We start from the raw sequence: 25747 nt of genomic DNA, 5'->3' as shown, positions 1-25747 counted from the left end.
TATTCACCTCCTCTCAAAGGGTCCTTACCTAAATCATGTAAAAAGAGTAACATATAGAAAACCTTGGTGCAACTGTATTTATTCATGTTTTACCCTAATTTCAAAGGTTTTTTTCAAAATTACACAAACAAAAGGACTTTTCACCTATTGAATGAAAAGTCCTAATAATAATTCGGCATAAAATCAATGCCTATTTAGTTATTAAATAATAAATGTTACTAGTCCACGGTCACCTTCATTGACCATTCTTTCAATAGTTTGACGCATTCTGTTCTTCGCATTAGATGGAACAGAATTCATCTTATATTGAATTCCCTCTCTCAATACTTGATGTAATGGAGTTCCAAATAATTGAGTTTCCCATAATGCATTGCGGTCATGTTTATACGCATAGTGTAGATCTTTCAGTAATTGTTGAGCATAGAATTCGGTTCCGATTAACGGAGCAAACTCTGTCTCCATATCTACACGAATGACATGATAAGATGGTGCTGCCGCTTTCATACGTACACCGTAGAAGTTATTTTGCTTAATAATTTCTGGCTCGCTTGGTTCGAACTCATCCAATGATGGAAGAGTTACACCATAACCATTCTCCATAGCATCTTTAATAGCAGTATGGAATTTAGCCTGAACATGCTTTGCTTCTGCTGATGATTTAATGAATAGTAACCAATCTTTTTTGCTTTCAATTGGTTGATCTAGCCATTCATTGCAAACCGCTTTATAAACTTCAGGTTTTAATGTAATTCTAACAGTTGCAACACCTAAACCAGCGTCGACTCTTTCGATGATACTATCTTCGATAAAGTCAATTTGTTTTAAATCTTCCGCAGCTTGTGATACATCGCGGATTTTTGTAATGGAATTCTTAACATTATTCACTTCTTCTGTAAGAGTTTCCATTAATGGATGTGTTTGGTCAAGTACATCTAACCAATCTGGTTTTTCAACCTCGATATCTTCAACTGGGAATTCATATAATGCTTCTTGTAAGATGTACTCCATATCACGAAGTGACATTTGATCAATAGATACTGCGATTACAGGTACGCCATATTGCTCAAATAAATCATTTCGTAATGCAACAGTATTGCTATGACTTGGAATACTACTGTTTAAAATGACTACAAATGGTTTACCAATTTCTTTTAGTTGCTCAATAATTTGTGTCTCAGCAACTTGAGCTGCATGTCTTGGAATACCATTTACAGTACCATCTGTTGTAACAACAACGCCAATATTGGCATGGTCACGGATGACTTTATCTGTTCCAATTTTTGCAGCTTCTTGGAATGGAATAGCCTCATTATGCCATGGTGTATGAACATACTTTGGACCATTCTCATCCTCATAACCTTTAACACCGTCAATAATATACCCAACACAATCAGCAAAACGAATTCGGAAAGGTATTTCACTTTCCCCAATAGTAATTTGAGTACCTTGTGCAGGAACAAACTTTGGTTCTGCAGTCATGATGACAGGACCTGGTGAACTTTGAGGCAGCTCGTCCAGTGCTCTTTTGCGATCTTCTTCGTTAACGATATTCGGGAGCACAATTGACTCCATCATTTTCTTCACAAAAGTAGACTTACCAACTCGTACAGGTCCTACAACACCGATATATACATCCCCATTAGTTCTCTCTGCTATTTGATGAAAGATTTCTTGGCCTATTGTAGCTCCTCCTTTACGTAATATAGTCTATGACCAATATTTCCGGAATATGAAAACACCTTGTACGAAAAATTTCAATATGTGCCAAAAAATTTAAAAGTGATTCGTTCCATAGAAAATCAGCCAAGACATAGCAATCTAATTGCCTTTACATTTCTATAATACGAAACCTCCACTACAAAGATGTCTATCATCTTTATAGTGGAGGCAAAAAATTGTCGAACTTGACATTCAATATTTTATTTCTTTATTTCTCATCTTTCGTTGGATCATACATAAAGACAGGCTCATTATTTTCGTTAACCGTATAAGGTAACGAATATGCTGGTACGACTGGATACTTTTCTACTAGTAAGTTTCGAATATCTTCTCCTGGTGTTGGAGTTAGATTATTTTCTTTGATTAGTATATTTAAATCAATTGAATAATCGACATAAACTTCACCATCAGTCGACACAACAAGTGGTAATTGATTGTTTGAATATGGACTTGGTACTGTTAATTCTTTCCCAATACCTAATTTATCATAGTCAATTGTGTAAACATATGTTGTGATTGGATCTTTGTAAGTTGGATATTTCGTTGTAAGAAAGCGAATATTGACGTCACGAATTGCATCCGCTGCACGTAAATCAACCAGTTTCACTGTAGGATTATTTTCTGGATCCCAAATGATATATTGGAAAATCCCACCTTTTTCATATGAGTTTCCTGGAGGGCTAGCCAAATATTTTGGTACTAATTTATCAAAATCAATTAGATACTTAATAAAGATATCTGTATCCATATCTCTTGTTTTAATCGGCAGTACGCCTGTATCTGCTTGGAATTCATCAATTGCTCTTTGAACACCGTCGATTTGCACTTGATCGGGGATTTGATTTTCTACTCTTTCTTCAGTAGGATACAAACACCCAGCCAATACTATTGAAACCATAATTAGCATGAAACTAATTTTCACTTTATTTTTCAATAATTTCACCTCATATCAAAATCATGCATTCTATGTTGCTCTTTTGAAAGTGCATTAATATACTGTTCATGCCTACAATGAATCGGTTACTAGAAGTGTTTTACTATTTTTCTAAAGAAAACTTTAATTTGGCCATGTAAAGACAACAAGTACCATTAAAAATGTTCCTAATATAAATAAAATAAATGCAAATAATTTAATAATAAATGAAAGTACTGCGTTTTTTATCCATTTTCTAGTTGCAGATAAAATTAATACAGAAACTAACATTGCCCCAATCGAATAAAACGATATCCACATGACATCAAGGGCATGCATACTGGCTAAAGGTCCCCGCGAAGTATTTAAAAGAAATAAGTCTAAATTTATTGCTGGTAATTGCACGAACATACCACCTCTCAAAACTAAATATCTATGTATATTGTTAGTGATTTTGCAGTCAATAGTATAAAAATCCTTTTAACTGCGGTAGGCTACTGAAAAATATTATTCAGTAGAATAGGAGGTATAATTTATATACCTCCTTCCGAGTTAACTCTATTTTACATCTAGATTCAAATCATTTGCGTAAATAGACACCAAATTATGAAGAAATTGTGAAAACTTCTTGAAAATTATGTCGTAAAATTTAAATTCTAAAATCTATTTTTAGTTAAAGTAAATTATCTATTTCACGTTTTTTCATTCGAATCATTAATTCATCTACAGCATCTTTCGGATGTTTATCATTAAATAATACATCATATAAAGCACTTGTTATTGGCATCGCAACCTCGTACTTTTGTGCAAGTTGATAGGCAGCTTTCGTAGTTCTCACACCTTCAACTACCATGCCCATATTACTTAATACTTCATCAAGACTTAAACCTTTTCCAAGCATATTTCCAGCACGCCAATTACGTGAGTGTACACTTGTACAAGTAACGATTAAATCTCCCATACCTGATAATCCCGAGAAAGTAAATGGATTTCCACCCATTCTTACACCGAGTCGAGAAATTTCAGCTAATCCACGCGTAATTAATGCCGCCTTTGCATTATCGCCATACTCCAGCCCATCTGAGATCCCTGCACCTAAGGCAATAACATTTTTCAATGCTCCCCCAAGTTCTACTCCGATCACATCCGTATTGGAATACACTCGGAAATACCCATTCATAAATAAATCCTGAACTTTTTCTGCAGATTGAATGTTTTTACATGCAGCAGTAATTGTTGTTGGGTGGCGTAAAACAACTTCTTCCGCATGACTTGGTCCAGATAAAACAACAATATCCGAAACTACTTCAGGTGATAAACAGTTTTCCAATATTTCCGAGATTCTAAGCAACGAATCTGGCTCAATCCCTTTAGAAACATGGATGAATAAAGCTTTTTTATTTAACGTTTTCATCATATTGGCACATACTTCTCGTATTGCCTTTGTTGGAACTGCAATTACGAAAATTGATGAGTGTTGGATCGCTCTTTCAAGATCACTCGTTGCAGTTAATTGACTAGGTAATATCGTCTCTGGCAAATATTTTTTATTCGTATGTTGGAGATTGATTTCATTTGCTTGATCTTCTCGATGTGTCCAAAGCAAAGTTTGATGTCCATTTTCAGCTAAAACAATTGCAAGTGCTGTTCCCCATGAACCTGCTCCAAATACCGTTACATTTTCCATATTACTACCCTCCTATGAAATAGAAGATTATTCTCTAGCACGTGCTATTAAACGAATTGGCGTACCTTCGAAATCAAATGTTTCTCTAATTCGATTTTCAAGGAAACGTTCATACGAAAAATGCATAAGCTCTGGTTCATTTACAAACACAACGAATGTTGGTGGCTTTACTGCAACTTGTGTAGTGTAGTAAATACGTAAACGTTTACCTTTATCACGTGGAGCTGGGTTTCTAGCAACAGCGTCTTCAATTACTTCATTTAATATAGAAGATTGGATACGCATTGCATGGTTTTCACTTACTCGTTGTACTAAAGCTAAAATTTGATGAACTCTTTGTTTTGTTTTTGCAGAAACAAAGATAATTGGAGCGTAATCTAAGAATAAGAAATGCTCTCGAATTTGTTCTGTAAATACGTTCATTGTTTTTTCGTCTTTTTCAACTGCATCCCATTTATTCACAACAATAATAATTGCTTTTCCAGCTTCATGAGCGTATCCAGCAATTTTTTTGTCTTGTTCTTGAATGCCTTCTTCAGCATTAAGAACGACTAAAACCACATCTGATCGTTCAATCGCTCTCATTGCACGTAAAACTGAATACTTTTCTGTTGATTCGAATACTTTTCCTCTTTTACGCATTCCAGCAGTATCAATGATTACATACTCCTGACCGTCATATGTGTAAGGTGTATCAATTGCATCTCGTGTAGTACCTGCAATATTACTTACGATTACACGCTCTTGTCCTAAAAATGCGTTAACTAATGAAGATTTACCTACATTTGGACGACCAATTAAACTAAACTTAATCGTATCATCCGAATAAGTTGTTTCATCTTCTTTCGGGAAATGTTTTGCACATTCATCTAACAAATCTCCAATTCCAAGACCATGGGAACCTGAGATTGGGAATGGTTCGCCAAATCCTAATGAATAGAAATCATAAATCATTTCACGCATATCAGGATTATCGATTTTATTTACTGCAAGAACGACCGGTTTTTTAGTTTTATATAAAATTTTAGCCACTTGTTCATCCGCTAATGTTACGCCTTCACGACCATTCGTCATAAATATTATGACATCTGCTTCTTGGATTGCAATTTCAGCTTGCGCTCTAATTTGTTCTAAGAAGGGCTCATCACCCATATCTATTCCGCCCGTATCTATTACGTTAAATTCATGTGTTAACCAATCTGCCGAACTATAAATACGGTCACGTGTTACTCCTGGAACATCTTCCACGATCGATACACGCTCACCAACAATACGATTAAAAATTGTTGATTTCCCAACGTTCGGACGACCTACGATGGCGATTACTGGTTTTGTCATCTGTACTTCATCCTTCCAAATTCTTATCTTTTGTATTATACACGAATTCGACTATTATATCACTTTGTTAGTAATACACCTACTCAAAGTTCAATTTTGCACCAATTAATTTAGATGTTCTTAGTATTGTCAAAATATAGGTTAATCATTTACTCTAGTTGTTGTAGGTGAAGAAAAATCACCAACAACAGGTATTGTAAATAGCTTTGTATTAAAATCAGTAATGGAATAAATGTCTGAAACTAAAAAAATTTGACCCAGGTGATTTCACTTGGGTTTTCTTTTGATAAAGATTTTTGAATTTGAATAAAAAATAACAGGTGTGCCCAATGGACACACCTGTATTATAGAAAACTGAATTATTTATTTGTAAATCCTTTTAATTTATCGCCAATTACATCGCTGAATGAGAATCCAGAAGTTTCTTCTGGTAATTCATATTCAAATTCTTCTTGTTTTTCAGGGTTTTCTAAAAGGTCTTTAATACTTAATGATAGACGCTTTTCACTAGCATTTACATCTAACACTTTTACTTCAACCTCTTGTCCCTCTTTTAGTGCTTCATGTGGTGTGTTTATGTGCTTATGAGAAATTTGAGAGATATGCACAAGTCCTTCTACACCTGGGAATACTTCAACGAATGCACCAAACGATACTAATCGGCGAACAGTACCAGTTAGAACGGAACCTTTAGACACACGTTCTTCAATGTTCGACCATGGACCTGGTAAAGTATCTTTAATGGATAAAGAGATTCTTTCATTTTGTGGATCAACTGAAAGTACTTTAACTTTAACAGCTTGGCCTTTTGTAAGAACTGAATTTACATCCTCAACATGGTCATGGGATACTTGAGAGATATGAACTAGGCCGTCAATTCCACCTAAATCAACAAATGCCCCAAATGGTGCAATACGTTGAACTGTACCTTCAATAATATCTCCTTCTTTAATACCATTAAGAACTTGTTTCTTTTTAGAATTTTTTTCTTCTTCTAAAACAGCACGGTGAGATAGAATTAATCTACCTTTTTCTTTATCAAGCTCTGTTATTTTAAAACGTAATGTTTTCCCTTTGTAGTCTTCAAAATCTTCTACAAAATGGTCTTCTACAAGTGATGCAGGAACGAAGCCACGTACGCCTAAATCAACCACAAGGCCACCTTTCACAACATCCTTCACTTCTGCTTCAAAGCTTTCTCCAGCAGCAAATTGTGCTTCTAGTTTGTCCCAAGCTTTGATCGCATCGACTTTTCTTTTTGATAATACAAAATTTTCTTCTTCAACTTTCGTGATGATTAGTTCTAACTCATCACCTATTGATACAACATCAGAGGCTTTTTCAATATGCAAACTAGAGAGTTCGCTGATTGGTACAATTCCATCAAACGGTGCACCCTCTATTGAAACAGTTACCGCTTTGTCTTCGACTTTTGCAGCAACACCTTTCACAATATCTCCTTCTCGAAATTCCTGACCTTGATTCGCATTGATTTCTTCAGACATATGTAACCCTCCTTCGCATCTTCCAATTTCTATTTTATTAGATTAATTCTATAAAGACAAAAAATATTCCTTTTCTTTCAAAAAAATGTATCTATATATTGAAAATACGTTTCATAATTAAAATTATTCCATTTTTTCTTGTGCTAATTTTAAAATTGCATTCGCAGCTTCTTCTATCGATAGTTCTGTTGTATCTAAATAGATTGCATCTTCTGCTTGAATTAACGGAGAAGCTTCTCTCTCACTATCAAGTTTGTCTCTTAGTGAAATTTCTTCTTTTAAAGTTTCCATATCTGAAGGAATACCACGTTTTTCATTATCTATAAAACGTCTTTTTGCACGTTCTTCAACAGAGGCAGACATAAATATTTTAAGTTCAGCTTCTTTCAATACATGGGTAGCAATATCGCGACCATCCATGACGATTCCACCATTGGAAGCTAATTCTTGTTGTTTTTTTACGAGTATTTCACGAATGTTAGGGTGAGCAGAAACTTGAGAAACATTGGCTGTAACTTCGTTTGACCTAATTTGTTGTGAAACATCCTCTCCATCTAGAAAAACTAGTTGTCCATTTTCAGATGGTTTCAAGTCAATTTTAGTATTTGAAAGCATATTTTCTAAGCTTTTTGCATCGTTTAATTCTATGTTTTCTTTTAATGCTTTATACGTAACTGCTCTATACATAGCTCCTGTATCGATGTATGTAAAACCAAGGTTCTCAGCTACAATTTTTGCAATCGTACTTTTTCCAGCCCCAGCAGGACCATCAATTGCAATTTGAATTTGTTTTGACATAAATATCCCTACTTTCCTATCTGCATTTTACCATAGGTGTCACAGTATTTTCTTCTATTTAACTTTGATACAGCATTACTAACCAAAAGAAAAAGCCACTATTGAATAGGGCTTTTAAGCAAGTTTCGGTTGTCGAATAAGTATTTTTTAAGTTAGTACTACGAAGTAAATTAAATTGTCTTTAATTCTTTTTTACGGATCATAAGCTGTCTTTCAAAACAGAATCGCAGTAATTTTTGTTGATCGACTTCATCGATATCTTCAAATTGAATAGAAGCGATTTTCATTTGATTCAATTCAAATATTCGAACGACGAGTGATTGTGTTTGAATATAATGAATATCTCCATTTGAAAATGGCAGTACAATTGTTAAGTTTACTTGATCATTTTCTTGAAAAGGAACATTTGAGTTAAGAATTAGAGCAAGTCCTCCAGCACTAATATCTTCTGTTACAAATTGTAAGTAGTGTTGTTCAAATTCAACCGCTACATCAACAGAAGTCCTCACACGAACGAATTGTCTGCGCTGAATTTTAATGATTTCTTCGTCAGGTGGTAACGACAACATAATCATTGGGATAGAATCCATTTTACGACCTAATACTTCTGTGTTAAAAGCATAACTCGTTTTTTCTCCATCGATAAACGTTACACGAAACTGTGAACCATCCATTAAATAGGCAGTTTTTTTCGTTAATGTGTTAATGGGATAATCAATATAAATAATTCGATCTGTGCTTTCAACTAATTTACAATGGAATTTTTCAATCTTATCAGTATCAGAAATAGGTTCCAAAGTTAGGACAGTTCCAATTTTTATTTCCAATTGAATCACAACCTCGTACAAATGATAGTTTCATTATTGCACGAATTTACTTTATTTTCTATATAAAGTCGCGTAATTTCTAATACATGTATTCCACTTTTAATACTTCATGAGTTTCAGCATCTACAACAATTCTAAATGTTTTATTTAATTCATTTTCGTAACGTGTAATCACTTCATAGCATAAACGAAGTTCAAACAATTCATTTTCTGTATAAATCATTCTTTCTTCTTCAACAATTGCTCCAGGACGGAAAAAATTCTTCCAATCGATTGGTTTCACTGGTTGCTCTTTGATTGTTTCCTTTTGGACATATTCCATTGCGTTTAGACCTAATAATTCACCACTATCCTTTGATACTTTTAATTGAATACCATCTGGATAGACATATGCCTTTTCCTTACCATATACACGAGCTGTTGAGATGTGATATGCTTCGTGATTTTCTCTAAATTCAACGATTTCAACATCATCATATCCTGCATTTTTCAAAAACTTATATGTCAAGTCACGAATATCCTGTTGAGTAACATTACGATCCTCTTGAACTGGTCGCTCAGAAAGGAAGGATAAAATATGTCCACCTTTTACAGTGATGTCAGCATATCCAACACGGCTTCCTTTTACAAACTGAACATGGTAGAACGGATATGGTGCATCATCGCTACTTTTTGTAACCGTGTAGGAAGCATCTTTTATACTTGGAAATAACATTTCTACAACATCAATCGCTTGCTCTTTTGTTATTTCTTTATCGTCTAAGTTTTTCAGTTCTCGTTTTTTCAACCAATCTGACTCACTTGCCGTTAATGGGAAATCTGTTTCAGAGTAGGTTTTTAAATTTTGTGCAATATTTTTAAATTCGTCTTCCTCTTTTTCGTTATTTAATACACGTTTCCACTTCGAGAAATCTCCATCCGTTTCGAAATATCTGGAAGTAGCAACTTCCCACTCATCAGATAAAGCTTTTAAATTTGAACCAACAACATTCATCTTTTCATGCCAAGCTTCATAATTGCCTTTTTCTGCAGCTAGTCTTGCTTCTTCACCAATATTCCCAACATAGCGCATCCAGTTATTCGCAACATCTGAACTTAATGGAAGACTGCTAATAGATGCACGTAGCTGATCACTAAGACGCCAAATATTATCAAGCTCTTGATTAAGGGCATTTTTATCTTGGAACAAAAGAGACTGATTGACAGAGGTTTCAAGGGTAGATAATGTTTCAGACGCACTCGTCAATGCATTTGTGTACTGTGCATGTACGGTGCGTTCTAACTGATTTTTTTCTTTTGTTACTTCAAATGAATATAAACCAAGTGCAATTACACCTATCGCTAACAAATATACTGCATTTTTCATGATGTCCCCTCCTTTAATAGCAGAAAATATGTTCACCTATTTGCTTAATCTGCGGCCTTGTCCATATCCATTTACTTGTTGCTGTAACTGGGTTGAAATAATATAGTGCATTTTCTGATGGGTCCCATCCATTCATTGCATCTAGAACGGCTTGTTTTGCTTTTTCATTTGGCGTTAACCAAATTTGTCCATCTGCAACAGCTGTAAAAGCACCTGGTTGGAAAATGATTTCCGAGATTGTATTTGGAAAATCAGGTGATTCAAGGCGATTTAAAATAACAGCTGCAACCGCGACTTGACCTTCATAAGGTTCACCACGAGCTTCACCGTACACAGCATTTGCCATTAACTGTAAATCCCGTTCAGAATATTTAGGTGGCAATTGAACAGTAGTTGCATTGTTTTGTCCTTTGCCTCCGTTTGACCCTGAACCAGCTTTTGTTTGTTGTTCTAGCGGTAAATTACCATAATGAGTAAACTGATTGCCTTGCGTGATTTGTTTATGCACCCAATCTTTATTAAATTTACTAGCACGTACTAGAGCAGCTCGCGATTTTGGTCCTAAAATACCATCGATGTCTAATCCCCATTGTTGTTGGAAATTACGTAGTGCCCAGTAAGTTCCATATCCAAAAATTCCATCTATTTTTCCTTTGTAATAGCCTAACCATTGTAATCTCGCTTGTAATTCAATGACGTCATCTCCCGATGATCCGCGTTCTAATATACGACCAGAAAATGCATGAACTTCATTGGTTTGATCTACTGATGAAGCAATTCCAATTCCAAATATTAAAATAATTGTAATAAGTATGCTTCTTACCACATATTTCACTTTAATTCACTCCTTTTTCATAGCATGTAAAAAAGTGAGTGTTTTATACGTTTTCCAATAAAAAAAAGAAAAACGGCTCATGAATTCAAATGAATGGTTCATGATCCGTTAATTGTATTTGTTTTGTTCGATTAAATGTTCAACTAAATGTTGGTGAGCTTGTTTCACCTTTCTTAACGCAAGCCACCATAAAAATAACATGAATGGCGCTACAAGATATACCCAATAATCTTCAAAAGATAATATCGCATTATATGTAAGGTGTAATATTAAAGGTGCTAAAAACGCTAAGATTAAATATTCTGTAGCTCTGTCATTTTTTGCGAATTTACTTTTACCAAAGTAGAAGCCCATTAAAACACCATACAAAGCATGACTACTTACAGGTAAAATAGCCCTCATAAAAGCAGTATCAATCCCAAATGATATTAAATATAGGACATTTTCAACAGTCGCAAAGCCTAAAGAAATACTTGCACCATATAGTATCCCATCATATGGATCATCAAATTCAACATGGCCATATATAAAGACAAATAATACTAACCATTTAAAAAACTCTTCAATAGTACTTGAGAATAAGACATTTGCTAAAAATGGATCGGAAAATACACCCTCTACCTTTAATACATATTGGATAAACATAATCGGGAAGGTGATGATTGCCCCAAAGATGAATGACTGAAACAATGTCTTACGTGGTTCTGTTGACATTTGATTTCGAAGGTAGAAATAACTGAACAACGCGAGGCCTGGAGCGATCGCAGCAGACAATAATATAAACATGTCTATTTGCTCCTTTATAAAAAGTCGACTTTAGAATATTATAACATTAATAAATTGTTGTGATATATAAATTAAGGGGAGTTTTAAAAAATGAAAAAAAACATCTTGCTAATACATACAGGTGGAACTATTTCAATGCAAATAAATAATGAAACAGGTTCTGTATCACCTTCTGACTCAAACCCTATTCTCGGATTAAGTAAAAGTTTGGAAAAATATGCAAACATTACGGAAATAGAAGCATTTCATTTACCTTCACCACACATAACACCAAATGAAATGTTACAGTTAAGAAATTTAATAGTTGAATCATCAAAGAAATCTCCAGTAGACGGTATCGTAATTACACATGGTACTGATACTTTAGAAGAGACTGCATACTTTTTAGATTTAACTACCAATTTCAATTTTCCAATTGTTTTAACAGGTGCGATGAGATCTTCCAATGAGCTAGGTGCAGATGGAGTTTATAATTTAGTTGAAGCAATCCGTGTAGCAAGTAGTGAAGATGCACGCAATAAAGGCGTACTTGTTGTTATGAATGATGAAATCCATCAAGCTTTCAATATTACAAAAACTTCAACTTCTAGTGTAAATACTTTCCAAAGTCCTCAATATGGACCAATCGGATTGATTACGAAAAAAATGGTACATATTCATCAAACACCAGTAACAAGAAGATATGTGGACATACAATCATTAGAAAAAAGAGTCGCAATGTTGAAAGTATATGCTGGAATGGAAGGAGACATCCTCGAATCCATTCTACATTTAAAATATGATGGTGTCGTTTTAGAAGGTTTAGGACAAGGAAATGTTCCACCACAAGTTGCAGAAGGGATTAAGTGCTTACTAGATGCAAATATTCCTGTGATTTTAGTTTCCCGCTGCTTCAACGGAATTGCTGAGCCTGTATATGGGTATGTTGGTGGAGGGAAAATGCTAGAAGATATGGGAGTAATTTTCGCCACAGGAATTAGCGGTCAAAAAGCACGGTTAAAATTATTGATCGGATTAAATCAGGTGCATAAACCTGTTGATTTGAAGGAGTTTTTTAATTAGTTATTGGTTGGGTTGGGGTTGGGTTTTGCGTGATGGCCACTTAGAAGCGTTTGCTAAGTGGTTTTTTGTGCTTGGGGTGTCTGTGGTTGAGGCAGTTTGTATGTAGTTTTAAGATGAAATGGCCCATTTGCTCAGGTTGAGGGAACATTCGGGCTTGAGAATTTTCAAAATTAAGGGGGTATTTAGTCTAAATAAAAGGCTTATTTAGACAGAAATCATTAAATCTGATTAATGTTGTCTAAATAAAGGGCTTATTTAGACAAAAATCATAGAATCCAATTAAAGTTGTCTAAATATAGGGGGTATTTAGACAAAAATCATAGAATCCAATTAAAGTTGTCTAAATAAAGGGGGTATTTAGACAAAAATCATAGAATCCAATTAAAGTTGTCTAAATATAGGGGGTATTTAGACAGATAACATAAAATCCGATTTAAGTTGTCTAAATAAAAGGCTTATTTAGACAGAAATCATTAAATCCAATTAATGTTGTCTAAATAAAGGGCTTATTTAGACAAAAATCATAGAATCTAATTAATGTTGTCTAAATAAAGGGCTTATTTAGACAAAAATCATAGAACCCAATTAAAGTTGTCTAAATATAGGGGGTATTTAGACAACAATCATAGAATCCAATTAAAGTTGTCTAAATAAAGGGCTTATTTAGACAAAAATCATAGAATCCAATTAATGTTGTCTAAATAAAGGGCTTATTTAGACAACAATCATAGAACCCAATTAAAGTTGTCTAAATAAAGGGCTTATTTAGACAAAAATCATAGAATCCAATTAATGTTGTCTAAATAAAGGGCTTATTTAGACAAAAATCATAGAATCCAATTAATGTTGTCTAAATAAAGGGCTTATTTAGACAAAAATCATAGAATCCAATTAAAGTTGTCTAAATATAGGGCTTATTTAGACAAAAATCATAGAATCCAATTAAAGATGTCAAAATAAAAGGCATATCTACGTGACAATTTGAAGTAGGGAATCAAAATTCAGTCACCAACCGGGATTTCCGCGGCATTTTCAGAAGTAATTCCATCATTCTGTCACGCAACCAGAGTTTCCGTGACAGTTTGAAGAAGTAAACCAAAATAATGTCACTCAAAACCGAATTCCCTTGACACTTTCATCGGGCCATGAACACACTCATCAGTAATTGCATTCGGGTACATACACTTCCTCGGTCATACCGGTATTAAATTTTTACACCGCTATTACAAAACAAAAGCGGCGCATAATCCGCGCCGCTTTACTTCTTCTTATTTACTATACAATTCGCAATTAATCCGCCATGGAATTTACCGTTTTCGATAAAGATTTCATTGGCATTGTTACCAGCAGCTAAAACCCCTGCGATAAATAAATTTTCTATATTTGTTTCCATCGTTTCTGGATCATATGTAGGACGACCTGTTTCATTGTCGATTCCAACACCCATAGCTCGAATAAATTGATGATCTGGATGGTAACCTGTCATTGCAAATACAAAATCATTTTTAATTACTTTTTCATTTCCATCTACCGTCAATACTACTTCGTTCTCACGAATTTCGCGTACTTGGCTATTGAACAACATTTCAATTTCACCTGTTCGAACTAATGCTTCAAACTCTGGTAGAATCCACGGTTTCACACTTGGAGAATAGTGACTTCCTCTATATGATACAGTTACACGTGCCCCAGCCTTTTGTAATTCCAAAGCGGCGTCGACTGCAGAATTCTTACCACCAATTACAAGTACGTCCGTGTCAAAGAATGGATGTGCCTCTTTGAAGTAGTGGTATACTTTATCTAAATTCTCTCCCGGAATATTCATATAATTTGGCTGATCGTAATATCCTGTTGCCACTACGACGTATGGTGTTACATATTCCTCCTTGTCTGTTTTCACTAAAAACAGGCCATCCTCAAGTTTCGATACACTTTCCACTTTTTCAAAGCGATTCACTTGTAGGTTTTTCATTTTTACTACTTCTCGATAATAGACAAGCGCTTGATTTCTACGCGGTTTACGTTCTTCTATAATAAATGGTACGTCACCAATTGCTAATTTTTCACTTGTACTAAAAAACGTTTGGTGTGTTGGATAATTATAAAGTGCATTGACGACGTTTCCCTTTTCAATAATCACTGGTTGTAACCCAATATTTTGCAATTCAATAGCAGCGGATATACCACATGGTCCTCCTCCTACAATAATTGCATCAATCTTTTGCATAATGACATCTCCTTAAAACAAACCTACTTCTATTATAACGAGTAATATTTTATTCCGCTGATAGTTCATGAAAATTTCACAATTCAACCTACCCATTTTCATTTAGTTAAACTGTAAACTTTACTTCAATAATGTGACATTGTGGTTTTGCACCAAAACGCAATGGTAATAAAGTCGTTCCATAACCATTACTTATTAAAGTCGCTATGCCGTCAACTATTGAAAATGAACCAGGAGGATGAATTCCAAAAGGTCCAAATCGAATCTGTCCACCATGTAAATGACCACCCATTAGTAAATCAACACGTTGCTGTTTTAGTACTTTCGGAAATACTTGCGGATTGTGGGCAATAAAAATAATTACATCTTTATCAGTACAATATTTAAAGGTCTGATCATACGGAACTATATTTTTTGCTGAAAAATCAACTCCAGCTAGCCGCACATTTTCATTCAATAAAACCGATTCATTCTCAATAATTTGAACACCGGTTTCCTCAAAAATTTTTCGAAGTCGACTTTCCCCAACTTCTCGGTCATTATTTCCCCAAACAAAATAAATTGGACCTAATGATTTTAAAACTTTTATGTTGTTATAAATTCGATATATGGGAGTGCGTTTATCTGCGAAATCTCCACCAATGATTACCGCATCCACTTTATTTGAAATATTCTTTATCATTTTTTCATTCACTTTACGCACGTGTATATCAGAAATAAAAAACAACGTAAAATTCTCTTGTTTTCCTTTTCCACGTAACTGAACTTCATGATATAGAACGTTATTTTCAAAAGCTTCCTTTACCATATATAGCATGATGATAATACAGCAACAAATACCAAATAATGCGATATAAATCAAGAAGCTCTCCCCCTTTCAAAAAGAAAAAGACGATCTAGTTTAACTAAACCGTCGTCTTTCAAATCGAAAATCCAACTTAGTATATGAAGAATATTGTACTTCATTTACTATTAAAAAGAAAATCATTTTCCCTAATTATGGAATAATTAATTGTTGACCTACTTGAATATCAGGTGTTTGAAGACCATTCGCTTCCATAATAGCATCAACTGTTGTGTTGTTAGCATTTGCAATACTAAATAATGTATCACCAGTTTTAACTACATGTTTGTTACCTTTTGATTCTTCATCCTGAACTTGTCCAGAACTCGGTTTTTCATAAGTAGTATCTTCTTCGCTTGTTTGATTGTCTTTAGATTCTTCTACTTCAGACTCGTCATCTTCCTCTTTATTTTCATCTACCGTATCATCTATTAATACTGGTTCATCAATTATTGTCTCTTCATCTTCTATCTTATCATTTTTTTCATATTCAAGAGATTCTTCTTCTTTAGTTTGTGCTTGACTTGGTGTTGTTGGCTTATAGAATCCCCATACATACACTAAAATAACTAATGGAATGAAAATAAATATAACAGTTAAAATTGTCATTAAAGGGTCTCTACGTCTTGGCTTTTTATTTTTCGCAACACGTGAGCGTGACTGTCTGGAGTTAGGTTTTTCGATTTCAATAGATTGACGATGCTCTTCTATTTTCTCTCTATAATCCTCTTTACTCATTTTTTACCACCTCCGACACTTACTGTATCATATTATGACGAAATATAAGATAAAAGTAAATGCTTCCAATTATCATTTTCATAGATTATGTCGATTTTTAGATGAAAAAGTTTCACTATTTTTCTTTATTCCCAATTAATATGTGCTCAATTCTATTTTTCCATGAGTCAAATTGTGTGGTAAATTCATCTATTTTTCTAGGCTCTAAAATCTCTTTCATTTCAATACCACAACATTCACAGCAATTTTGCGGTCGAGATTTAAGAGTTTGTCCAAAATAGCGGACAAGTACTTCTCTCATACAGTCATTCGTACGGACAATTTTCATCATCTCATCTACTTCAATGATTTTTTCAATTCGCATTTTATGTAACAACTGCTTAACATTTTCACTTGAAAGTTGATTCATCCAATAATCTAGTACACGAAATGCAGTTTCAGAGATTTCTCCATTTTGTACCATATCGCTAGGATTTCTACCTTGAATTTTATCATTTTCATAGAGTGCAATATGATGCTCCGTTGGCAATTCATCCGTTGCCAATATTTTCGTGAAATTTTCGTCTCCTTCTTCATACAACAAAATCGCTAAAGCATCCCTACCATCCCTACCAGCTCTACCAATCTCTTGCATATAGTTCGCTATGTTAGAAGGTAATGAATGATGAATTATTTGACGCACATCATCTTTGTGCACACCCATTCCAAAAGCATTGGTTGCAACAATCCACTTTACCTGGCCTCCTATAAATTGCTGTTGAATAAATTGTCGATCAACAGATTCTTTTCCAGCATGATAACTCGCTGCAGATAGTCCAGCCTGATTTAATCGATTACTAATGTCTTCAGCTTTTGTTCGGGACTGTGTATAAATAATTCCTGGACCTTCTGTTTCTAATACATGCTGGATAATCCACTCTACCTTTTCGTCCTTTTGCTGAAATACTTTTCTAGCTAGATGGATATTTGGTCGGTCTACTGAGTGAATGTACTGATATGGGTCGTCCATTTTTAAATATGTTTGAATATCACCTAATACTTTACTAGTAGCAGTGGCAGATAAAGCAAGAATAGGTGGTCTATTTTCATGAGAGAAAAGTTCTCCGATTCGTAAATAATCAGGTCTAAAATCAAATCCCCACTGCGAGATACAATGTGCCTCATCCACGACAATTAAAGAAAGTGGTACCCTTTTTAATCTCTCACTAACTTGCTTTTGTAATAACATTTCTGGAGAAATAAATATAAACCGATATTGATCCAAAAACTTTAGAGCATACTGTTTTTGTTCCATAGTCAAAAATGAGTTTAGACCAACTACACGCTTTTCACCAAGCTGCTTCATTTGGGTAACTTGGTCTTGCATTAATGATAGTAACGGAGAAATAACAAGTACCGGGCCATTTAATAAATAACCAGGTAGTTGATAACATAGAGATTTCCCCATTCCTGTCGGTAATAAAGCGATGACATCTTTCCCTTGCATCAGTTGTTCGATTACTTCTTTTTGGCCAGGACGAAATGAGCGGTAGCCAAAATGTTGATATAATACATCTTCTAAATTCATGAATTTGAGTCACCTCTAGCTAAAACAAGACGTAATTGAAAATATGATAAATTCGGCACAACTTCGTGCAACACTTTCAGTTTTTTCGTTTGATAGTCTTCTATTGCCCTTAGTGTGTTCTGTATATCCTCTTCGGTTACGAATTTATGATATGGAAATTTTCGATCATTCAACGCCAATTCCACAATATGATCTTCGATTGTACTGATCTTTAATTTTCGAATAATACTTATTTCCTCAATTGAATAACCCTTTTTGAACAGATGAGCTGTTTGGTAGGCAGAGTCCGTTAATGTCACTTCAATACGAACTTGTTCTGCTATATGAGAAAGAATTGGATATTTTATTTCATTGAAGGTTATTTCATTTAACCACTGATGTAACGTGGCGATATAAAGTAATTGAACATCCATTTCAGATAAATTTTCTTGTATGCTAATTTGTTGCCAAGTAAAACCTGGAATACTTATACCACTTAATCTTTTCATAACAATAGCTTTATCACGTTCCTCTATTGATAACGAATCTAAACTTTCTATGATTTCATCCAATAATTTTTGTTGCAGATGTCCGCTTTGGTATTGATGTGTTCTTAAAAAGTTTTTTACCCATTGTTGAACAATTTCATTTTGTTGAATGGGTGTAAATTTCATTTCTCCCACACTCTGATGAGATAATGTTTGCACAATTAATGAAAGTCGCGCAAAATAGATATGTTCGTTCCCTCGATAATGCCAACCATCAAAAGATAGAAGTGGTTGTTCTAAAGCTCGAAATCCTGGTTCAGTGATCTCGTAGCCATTATCAGGTAAAATGGTTATGTATTGAAGTTCACACAATTGTTGAATTTGATCATCAAATTGTTTTCTATGAAGTTTTGGTAGAATACCAAAATAATCATGCAAATGAAAGATTCCAACGTCTTGAATGGTTTGTCCTGAACGCTTCCCACGTAACAAATGGTAGGCAGCTGAAACGGTCCGTTCTCCATTAAATAGGCGGAGTAAATTTAAGACTAAAGTTTGAAATATCAAAAACATACCCTCCAAAATTGTAGTATTATGTTGAAAAGTCAATAAAACCGTTTTAGAATGATAAAGAAGCTCATTTGTAGCTAGCGTAAAAAGGAGAGAAAGAGATGCCAAAATTTACAATTGTAGATAAAGATACATGTATAGCTTGTGGCGCTTGCGGTGCAGCTGCCCCTGATATTTATGATTATGACGATGAAGGTATTGCCTTCGTTATTTTAGATGATAACATGGGGACTACAGAAGTTCCAGAGGATCTACTAGAAGATATGCAAGATGCATTTGAAGGCTGTCCAACAGATTCTATTAAAGTTGCAGACGAGTCATTTGATGGAGACCCATTAAAGTTTGAATAATTGTAGGACATGGTAGACATGTCCTTTTTTATTTGCTTAGATTACCGAGCGTTTTCATATTTGATAGTGGTTTCGTGACGTTTTTGGGTAATCCTGGTATTTTATGTCACGCAAATCCCCTTTTCGTGAAACCCAAGAGCAACACCGAAACCTTTTGTCACGAAACCCACCATATCATTAACCTCTACTACTCAACTCTGTTTTCACGCGATTTCTTCAACACGTAACTTGCTAGTAATAAAAAACACCCTAGTCCGAACGGAGTGTAATATGTCATTTTCATAGCAGGGCCAAAAGGTTGAAGCAAGAAATTACTCATGATTCCAACTACAAACAGAATTCCAATTAGTAACCCTAAAACCCAAGTAGCCGTTGTCTTTTTCTTTTGATCAGAAAATGCTTGATTTTTTATTACTTTAAAAACTAATAAGACTAATAATAGTAAGCTAGCTATTAATAATAACGCCGAAACAGTTAGAGATCCTATGTAAACCGTTTGATTTTCTTGATTGATCATCGGCCAAATTCCCCAAACAACTAGATACCAACCAAATAACGTAAATAAGATCTCTAGACCAAATTCAATAATACTTCTCTTACTTTCTTTTGGTAGTGATTCAATGATTTTATCAGCATATCCCTTTGGAGATGTGCCAAAAAGTTCTTTTGCACACTTTCCTTCCTTTTGCGCCTCCAATATTTCATCTAATAAATTGAGTAATACAATCTCAGTTGCCCTCTCATCCTTGAATTTATTCATTCTTATATAAACAAGTAAATCATCATAATAAGCTACATTTTCTGACGTTAACAATTTTCGTTTTTCGTTATTTTGTTCAATTAACTGTTTAACCGTTAACTTCATCATTCCTCACCTCTATTATTAAGATACTATTATTGTATTGATATTTACAGGATTTACTGTTAAAATTCTTTTTAGTAGTTGGTACTAATAACTGATATTACTTTGTTGATAAAGGGGCCGAATTAAATGGACGTTTTACAATTAAAAGATAAAAACATAGTCGTAATGGGAGTTGCAAACGAACGAAGCATTGCTTGGGGAGTTGCAAAAAGTCTTCTTGAAGTTGGAGCAAACGTTATTTTTACTTATCGTAAGGAACGTTCAAAAGGTAAAATTGAAAAAGTGTTAGCAAATTACACAGATTATAATACAGACGTTGTAGAATGTGATGTAAACAGCGATGAAAGTATTGCAAAAGCATTCACTGAAATTGGTGAAAAATACGGAGTTATTCATGGTTTAGTTCACTCTGTTGCATTTGCTAATGCTGAAGATTTACACAATCGTTTCGTTGAAACAACTCGTGATGGTTATGCATTTGCGCAAGATACAAGCGCTTATTCTTTAATTGCTGTTGCAAAAGCTGCTCGTCCTTATATGACAGAAGGCGGATCAATCGTAACGATGACATATTTAGGTGCTGAACGAGTGCTAGACGGTTATAACGTAATGGGTGTTGCGAAAGCTGCACTTGAAGCTTCAACACGTTATTTAGCTTACGATTTAGGTGCTGAAGGAATTCGTGTAAACGCAATTTCAGCTGGAGCAATTCGTACTTTAGCAGCAAAAGGTGTTCCAAGCTTCAATACAATCTTACATCAAATTGAAGAAAAATCTCCATTAAAACGGAATGTAACATCTGAAGAAGTTGCGAACATGACAATGGTTATGTTAAGTAACCTTTCAAGCGGTGTAACTGGAGAAGTTATTTATGTAGACTCTGGATACAATATTATGGGATAAAATATGAGCACCTTACAATTCGTAAGGTGCTTTATTTATTGTATCTATTGATCATTCAGTGATTCATTTTTTATTTTCATTACAATAATATCCGCATCTTCTTTAGCAACTATACTATGTTTTTCAAATGGTTTTATATATAAAAGTTGCTCATTTGTTAACTCCACAGTTTTTTCTTCTACAGTGAAAGCTACAATTCCATTTCTAACAATAATAATCACATCACGATCCGAATGATGGGCAGGTATCTCTTCCCCTGTTTTTAACTGTATATTCATTACATCAAATTGATCTTGCGTAAAAACTTTTCCAGCTTTTTTATTCTTCTCACCAAGGATATAGGGTGTTTCAATAATCTCCATATTTTCAACCTCCATCTCGCTACATATAGTATACCGCAACCTATATCAGGTTATCAGGAGATGACTCCTATGTTTCTCTATTAATCTTCTAATATTTCGTCTAACATTTCACTTGTAAGTGGACCTATGATTTGCTTTTCGAGGTTTCCATTTTCATCAATGATATAGGTTGTTGGAATTGTTAATATTTCATAACTATCTGTAATTTCACGTGTCTCATCTAACAAAATGGGATATGTGATTCCGTAATATTCTCGAAAATCATGGATAACATCTATTCCAAGATCATCATAGGTAATATTTAATCCTAACAATACGACATCATGTTGTGAGGCTGATGTCTCGTAAAACTTTTGTAACTCCGGAACTTCTTCTTGGCATGGAGGACACCAAGTTGTCCAAAAGTTTAATATCACTTTTTTACCTAAGTAATCTGAAAGTTGAACTTGCTTACCATCTAATGTCTTTGTAACAAATTGTGGTGCCGGGTTTGATACATCCACTACTTCTGTTGTATTTATATCATGGGAGTGGTCGTGGTTTTCGTTTTCTGAGTGTGTATCTAATATAGAATCTTCATGATCATGTTCAGCTTCCTCATGTTTATCGCTTACTACTTCCTCGGATTCGTCCCCTTCATCTATTTCAGTTTCGTCAGGTTCCGCAAGCTCAATATCATAACTTCCTATAGGCATAGATTTATCGATTGTAAGTTTTGATTGAAATAAATTCGAATAGATTGTCCATACAATGACACAAACAATAACCACCAATATGGAGTAACTCAACCAATTTTTCCGCACACCATTCACCCCTTTAACTTAGCGAAAACTATTATTCAATCTTTATCAATATATGTTTTAATTTTTTCATCATGAAAATACAAATAGAAAAAGATTGCCTTGAGTTTTAACTTTCAAGACAACCCTTTGAATATATCAATCTATAAAAAAATGCTAGAGTTAAACCCTAGCATCTTTAAACAAACTATTAATACATTTGCATGTATTGTTCACGTTCCCATGGGTGAACTGTAATACGGAATTGATCGAATTCAATTTCTTTTGCTTCTTTAAAGTTTTCGTAGATATGTTCACCTAAAGCAGCTTTAATCACTTCATCATTTTCTAATTCCACAAGTGCTTCAGCTAATGAACCTGGTAAACTTTCAATTCCATTTTCTTTTAATTCTGCTGGGCTCATAATGTAGATATTGCGATCAACAGCTTCAGGTGGAGTTAAGCCATTTCGAATACCGTCAAGACCTGCTTCTAAAAGAACTGCCATTGCTAAATATGGATTCGCTGATGGATCCACTGAACGTAATTCAATACGAGTTGATAATCCACGAGAAGCTGGAATTCGGATTAATGGCGAACGGTTGCGAGCTGACCAAGCGATATAACATGGTGCTTCATAACCAGGTACTAAACGTTTGTAAGAGTTAACTAATGGATTTGTTACAGCTGTAAATCCACGAGCATGTTTCATAATACCTGCCATGAATTGACGAGCTGTTTCAGATAATTGTAATGGGGCACTTTCATCAAAGAATACGTTTTTATCGCCACTGAATAATGATAAGTTAGCATGCATACCAGATCCATTTACTCCGAATAATGGTTTTGGCATGAATGTAGCATGTAAACCATGTTTACGTGCAATTGTTTTTACTACTAGTTTAAACGTTTGGATATTATCACACGCATCTACTGCATTAGCGTATTTAAAGTCAATCTCGTGTTGACCTGGCGCTACTTCGTGGTGTGAAGCTTCAATTTCAAAGCCCATTTCTTCAAGCTCTAAAACGATATCACGACGGCAGTTTTCACCTAAGTCAGTTGGAGCTAAGTCGAAGTAACCACCAGCATCATTTAGATCCATCGTAGGTTCGCCTTTTTCATTTAATTTGAATAAGAAGAACTCTGGTTCTGGCCCTAAGTTAAAGCTTGTGAATCCTAGCTCTTCCATTTGTTTAAGAACACGTTTTAAATTAGAACGTGGGTCCCCAGCAAATGGAGTTCCGTCAGGATTTGTAACATCACAGATTAAACGAGCTACTTTCCCTTTTTCAGCTGTCCAAGGGAAAATTACAAATGTGTCTAAATCTGGTTTTAAGTACATATCTGACTCTTCAATACGAACAAAACCTTCAATTGAAGAACCATCAAACATCATTTTATTATCAAGAGCTTTATCAAGTTGGCTTAAAGGAATTTCAACATTTTTAATTGTACCAAGAATATCTGTAAATTGAAGACGAATAAATTTAACTCCTTCTTCCGTTACAATTCTTTTAATATCTTCTTTAGTGTATTTCCCCATTTAATTCACTCTCCCTAATATTTATGAACTAATTATTTAAGTATTAAGAAAGGTTTTTTTGAATGTAACAATAAATCAAAATTTGTATTTGTTACATTTCCTTTCTTACTTAACATCATTTTATTACATGTTATGTTTGTAATCAATACTATGTTATAAAATATAACATATGAATTTTAGATATTTATTATATCAAAAGTCGATGAGTTAAACAGGGATATTTACCTATTTTTCACTTCGCGTCTAGCGTTTATGTTAATTATCCTTACACAAATCAATAACAGTGTTCTACTTTTTGATACGAACATCACGGTTTTTCTTTACAAATAGAAAAGGCCAATCCATATGTGGATCGACCGTTAATTTATATAAATGAATTTTTTTCAGGTTTATTTTTGAATTAAATATTGAGAGCGTTGATTTTCAATCCAAGTTTTCATTGTTCGGAATAATACGATTGCAACGAACATTAACAAAATTCCTTTAATAACGTTGAATGGTAAAATTCCTAGTACGACTGTTTCGTACATGTTAAATTCCCATCCAAGTAATGATGCGTACATAGGAAGAAATGCAAAATAGTTTAATATGCTCATTCCTAACGACATAGTTATTGTACCGACGATTAAACCAACTGTTAACCCTTTTACGGAAGTGAATTTTTGATAGATGTAGTAAACAGGTAAGATAAATAGAATTCCTGTTGCAAAATTTGCCATATGTCCTACTGGCACTCCTGTTGGTGCACCTGAGAAAATCCAGTCTAGTAAGTTTTTAAAGAATTCCACTAGAATACCAGCAATAGGTCCCATAGTGATTGCTGCAACTAAAGGTGGCACGTCACTAAAATCAATTTGTAAAAACACTGGGAACCATGGTAGTGGGAATTTAATAATCATTAGTAAAAAGGCAATACTGCTTAACATCCCAATTGTTACGTATGATCGTAACTTTAAGTTTTGACGACGCATTACGAATCTCTCCTCTTTGCTGATTCAACTCGCAAGAAGAAAGGACAGCCTTTGTTTCGTTTCCTAAAATGAAAAACCCTTATGCAATGGAAGCATAAGGGAGAATAGGTATAGTTAAATAAACGTCTATTCGAGAAAAAAGCATGTTTAATAAGCGTTCTAAATAAAGTTTTAGATACACTTAAATAAGTATGGTTGTACTATTACTATACAACAATACTAAAACATACAGTTTTCTTTCATTTTGCAAACGAAAGACGGCCGTACCTTCATCTTCTCCCATCCAGACTATACTGTCGGCTTTGGAATCACACCAAATCCTGCTCAAAATTAAGCTCGCGGGCTTAAGAAGTTATGTTACATATTCCTCCAAGTGAATGGTCAGAATTGTAAACCTCTATTACCGCCGATCGGGAATTTCACCCTGCCCCGAAGATGAATCAATATTTAATTTTTTATTACGATTTCATTATAGCTCGTATATAGGCATCTGTAAAGATACTTGTTTGAATTCGAGACTTTTAGAATGGTATGGTTTAGGGTTACTTTTAGGGAGGCATTATTAATTACATTAATTCTGTAATAATGAGCAGTTATGAGGTTGATTTCATTTATTTAGTTATTATCGATTTGTTTATGGACATTCCGATTGCCTTTTTCATTCACTTTGTCCATTATCACCTTGTTTATGGACATTACAATTCCCATTTAATGTCAAATTG

The 25747-nt window shown here is 34.3% G+C and carries 24 protein-coding genes and 1 riboswitch; of the genes, 3 read left to right on the top strand and 21 right to left on the bottom strand.

Features of this window, described 5'->3' with window-relative positions; genetic code table 11:
* Window positions 1-201 precede the first annotated feature (201 nt).
* From spoIVA to prsW, 11 genes are all read right to left on the bottom strand, one after another.
* Entirely contained in the window at window positions 202-1668 is a 1467-nt protein-coding gene (spoIVA, locus tag ACOQFO_RS14350; protein WP_421690442.1) for a stage IV sporulation protein A, read from the bottom strand.
* A gap of 259 nt (window positions 1669-1927) precedes the next feature.
* Window positions 1928-2653, bottom strand: coding sequence for a hypothetical protein (locus tag ACOQFO_RS14345; protein ID WP_421690347.1), 726 nt, complete (start codon window positions 2651-2653; stop codon window positions 1928-1930).
* Window positions 2654-2776: 123 nt separating this feature from the next.
* Window positions 2777-3037 (bottom strand): DUF2768 domain-containing protein, encoded by a 261-nt coding sequence (locus tag ACOQFO_RS14340; RefSeq protein ID WP_421690346.1) that lies wholly within the window; start codon window positions 3035-3037, stop codon window positions 2777-2779.
* Window positions 3038-3305: 268 nt separating this feature from the next.
* On the bottom strand, window positions 3306-4319 hold the full coding sequence (locus ACOQFO_RS14335) for an NAD(P)H-dependent glycerol-3-phosphate dehydrogenase (protein ID WP_421690345.1): 1014 nt from the start codon (window positions 4317-4319) through the stop codon (window positions 3306-3308).
* A 27-nt stretch (window positions 4320-4346) separates the two neighbouring features.
* Window positions 4347-5657: a ribosome biogenesis GTPase Der gene (der, locus tag ACOQFO_RS14330; protein WP_421690344.1), complete on the bottom strand. Its 1311-nt coding sequence runs from the start codon at window positions 5655-5657 to the stop codon at window positions 4347-4349.
* A 359-nt stretch (window positions 5658-6016) separates the two neighbouring features.
* Window positions 6017-7162: a 30S ribosomal protein S1 gene (rpsA, locus tag ACOQFO_RS14325; RefSeq protein ID WP_421690343.1), complete on the bottom strand. Its 1146-nt coding sequence runs from the start codon at window positions 7160-7162 to the stop codon at window positions 6017-6019.
* Between the two features lie 123 nt (window positions 7163-7285).
* Window positions 7286-7960, bottom strand: coding sequence for a (d)CMP kinase (cmk, locus tag ACOQFO_RS14320; protein WP_421690342.1), 675 nt, complete (start codon window positions 7958-7960; stop codon window positions 7286-7288).
* 170 nt (window positions 7961-8130) lie between these two features.
* Window positions 8131-8796: a flagellar brake protein gene (locus ACOQFO_RS14315; protein ID WP_421690341.1), complete on the bottom strand. Its 666-nt coding sequence runs from the start codon at window positions 8794-8796 to the stop codon at window positions 8131-8133.
* Window positions 8797-8866: 70 nt separating this feature from the next.
* Window positions 8867-10153 carry a PepSY1/2 domain-containing protein gene (locus ACOQFO_RS14310; protein ID WP_421690340.1) on the bottom strand — a complete coding sequence of 429 codons (1287 nt, stop codon included), beginning with the start codon at window positions 10151-10153 and terminating at the stop codon, window positions 8867-8869.
* A gap of 13 nt (window positions 10154-10166) precedes the next feature.
* Window positions 10167-10979 (bottom strand): spore cortex-lytic enzyme, encoded by an 813-nt coding sequence (sleB, locus tag ACOQFO_RS14305; RefSeq protein WP_421690441.1) that lies wholly within the window; start codon window positions 10977-10979, stop codon window positions 10167-10169.
* A 117-nt stretch (window positions 10980-11096) separates the two neighbouring features.
* On the bottom strand, window positions 11097-11774 hold the full coding sequence (gene prsW, locus ACOQFO_RS14300) for a glutamic-type intramembrane protease PrsW (protein WP_421690339.1): 678 nt from the start codon (window positions 11772-11774) through the stop codon (window positions 11097-11099).
* Window positions 11775-11864: 90 nt separating this feature from the next.
* Between prsW and ACOQFO_RS14295 the strand changes: the two genes are divergently transcribed.
* A complete protein-coding gene (locus ACOQFO_RS14295; RefSeq protein WP_421690338.1) occupies window positions 11865-12836 on the top strand; it encodes an asparaginase in 972 nt (323 codons plus the stop codon).
* 1258 nt (window positions 12837-14094) lie between these two features.
* Here ACOQFO_RS14295 and ACOQFO_RS14290 read toward each other — a convergent pair.
* The 5 genes from ACOQFO_RS14290 to ACOQFO_RS14270 all read right to left on the bottom strand — a co-directional run bounded on the left by ACOQFO_RS14290 (window position 14095) and on the right by ACOQFO_RS14270 (window position 19246).
* Entirely contained in the window at window positions 14095-15063 is a 969-nt protein-coding gene (locus ACOQFO_RS14290; protein ID WP_421690337.1) for a YpdA family putative bacillithiol disulfide reductase, read from the bottom strand.
* A 106-nt stretch (window positions 15064-15169) separates the two neighbouring features.
* Window positions 15170-15925 (bottom strand): metallophosphoesterase, encoded by a 756-nt coding sequence (locus ACOQFO_RS14285; RefSeq protein ID WP_421690336.1) that lies wholly within the window; start codon window positions 15923-15925, stop codon window positions 15170-15172.
* A 135-nt stretch (window positions 15926-16060) separates the two neighbouring features.
* Window positions 16061-16645, bottom strand: coding sequence for a LysM peptidoglycan-binding domain-containing protein (locus ACOQFO_RS14280; protein WP_421690335.1), 585 nt, complete (start codon window positions 16643-16645; stop codon window positions 16061-16063).
* Between the two features lie 115 nt (window positions 16646-16760).
* Complete coding sequence (locus ACOQFO_RS14275) at window positions 16761-18212, bottom strand: RecQ family ATP-dependent DNA helicase (RefSeq protein WP_421690334.1); 1452 nt, start codon at window positions 18210-18212, stop codon at window positions 16761-16763.
* Window positions 18209-19246, bottom strand: a complete 1038-nt coding sequence (locus tag ACOQFO_RS14270) for a helix-turn-helix domain-containing protein (protein ID WP_421690333.1) — start codon at window positions 19244-19246, stop codon at window positions 18209-18211. The genes ACOQFO_RS14275 and ACOQFO_RS14270 overlap by 4 nt, the downstream gene beginning before the upstream one ends.
* Window positions 19247-19350: 104 nt before the next feature.
* Between ACOQFO_RS14270 and ACOQFO_RS14265 the strand changes: the two genes are divergently transcribed.
* Window positions 19351-19599 (top strand): ferredoxin, encoded by a 249-nt coding sequence (locus ACOQFO_RS14265; RefSeq protein WP_421690332.1) that lies wholly within the window; start codon window positions 19351-19353, stop codon window positions 19597-19599.
* 187 nt (window positions 19600-19786) lie between these two features.
* Here ACOQFO_RS14265 and ACOQFO_RS14260 read toward each other — a convergent pair whose 3' ends face one another.
* Window positions 19787-20467, bottom strand: a complete 681-nt coding sequence (locus ACOQFO_RS14260) for a DUF1129 family protein (RefSeq protein ID WP_421690331.1) — start codon at window positions 20465-20467, stop codon at window positions 19787-19789.
* A gap of 123 nt (window positions 20468-20590) precedes the next feature.
* Between ACOQFO_RS14260 and fabI the strand changes: the two genes are divergently transcribed.
* Entirely contained in the window at window positions 20591-21367 is a 777-nt protein-coding gene (fabI, locus tag ACOQFO_RS14255; protein ID WP_421690330.1) for an enoyl-ACP reductase FabI, read from the top strand.
* 44 nt (window positions 21368-21411) lie between these two features.
* Here fabI and ACOQFO_RS14250 read toward each other — a convergent pair whose 3' ends face one another.
* From ACOQFO_RS14250 to ACOQFO_RS14235, 4 genes are all read right to left on the bottom strand, one after another.
* Window positions 21412-21729, bottom strand: coding sequence for a cupin domain-containing protein (locus ACOQFO_RS14250; protein WP_421690329.1), 318 nt, complete (start codon window positions 21727-21729; stop codon window positions 21412-21414).
* Between the two features lie 80 nt (window positions 21730-21809).
* On the bottom strand, window positions 21810-22532 hold the full coding sequence (locus tag ACOQFO_RS14245; RefSeq protein ID WP_421690328.1) for a TlpA family protein disulfide reductase: 723 nt from the start codon (window positions 22530-22532) through the stop codon (window positions 21810-21812).
* 187 nt (window positions 22533-22719) lie between these two features.
* Window positions 22720-24054, bottom strand: a complete 1335-nt coding sequence (glnA, locus tag ACOQFO_RS14240; RefSeq protein ID WP_421690327.1) for a type I glutamate--ammonia ligase — start codon at window positions 24052-24054, stop codon at window positions 22720-22722.
* A gap of 389 nt (window positions 24055-24443) precedes the next feature.
* Window positions 24444-25025 carry an ECF transporter S component gene (locus tag ACOQFO_RS14235; RefSeq protein ID WP_421690326.1) on the bottom strand — a complete coding sequence of 194 codons (582 nt, stop codon included), beginning with the start codon at window positions 25023-25025 and terminating at the stop codon, window positions 24444-24446.
* A gap of 267 nt (window positions 25026-25292) precedes the next feature.
* Window positions 25293-25466, bottom strand: a riboswitch (FMN riboswitch).
* Window positions 25467-25747: the final 281 nt, after the last annotated feature.

This window comes from Ureibacillus sp. MALMAid1270 (genome assembly GCF_049202975.1).
In the GTDB taxonomy this organism is placed as follows: domain Bacteria; phylum Bacillota; class Bacilli; order Bacillales_A; family Planococcaceae; genus Ureibacillus.
The sequence above is the reverse complement of the archived record's forward strand: the minus strand, read 5'-3'. Positions and strand labels throughout refer to the sequence as shown.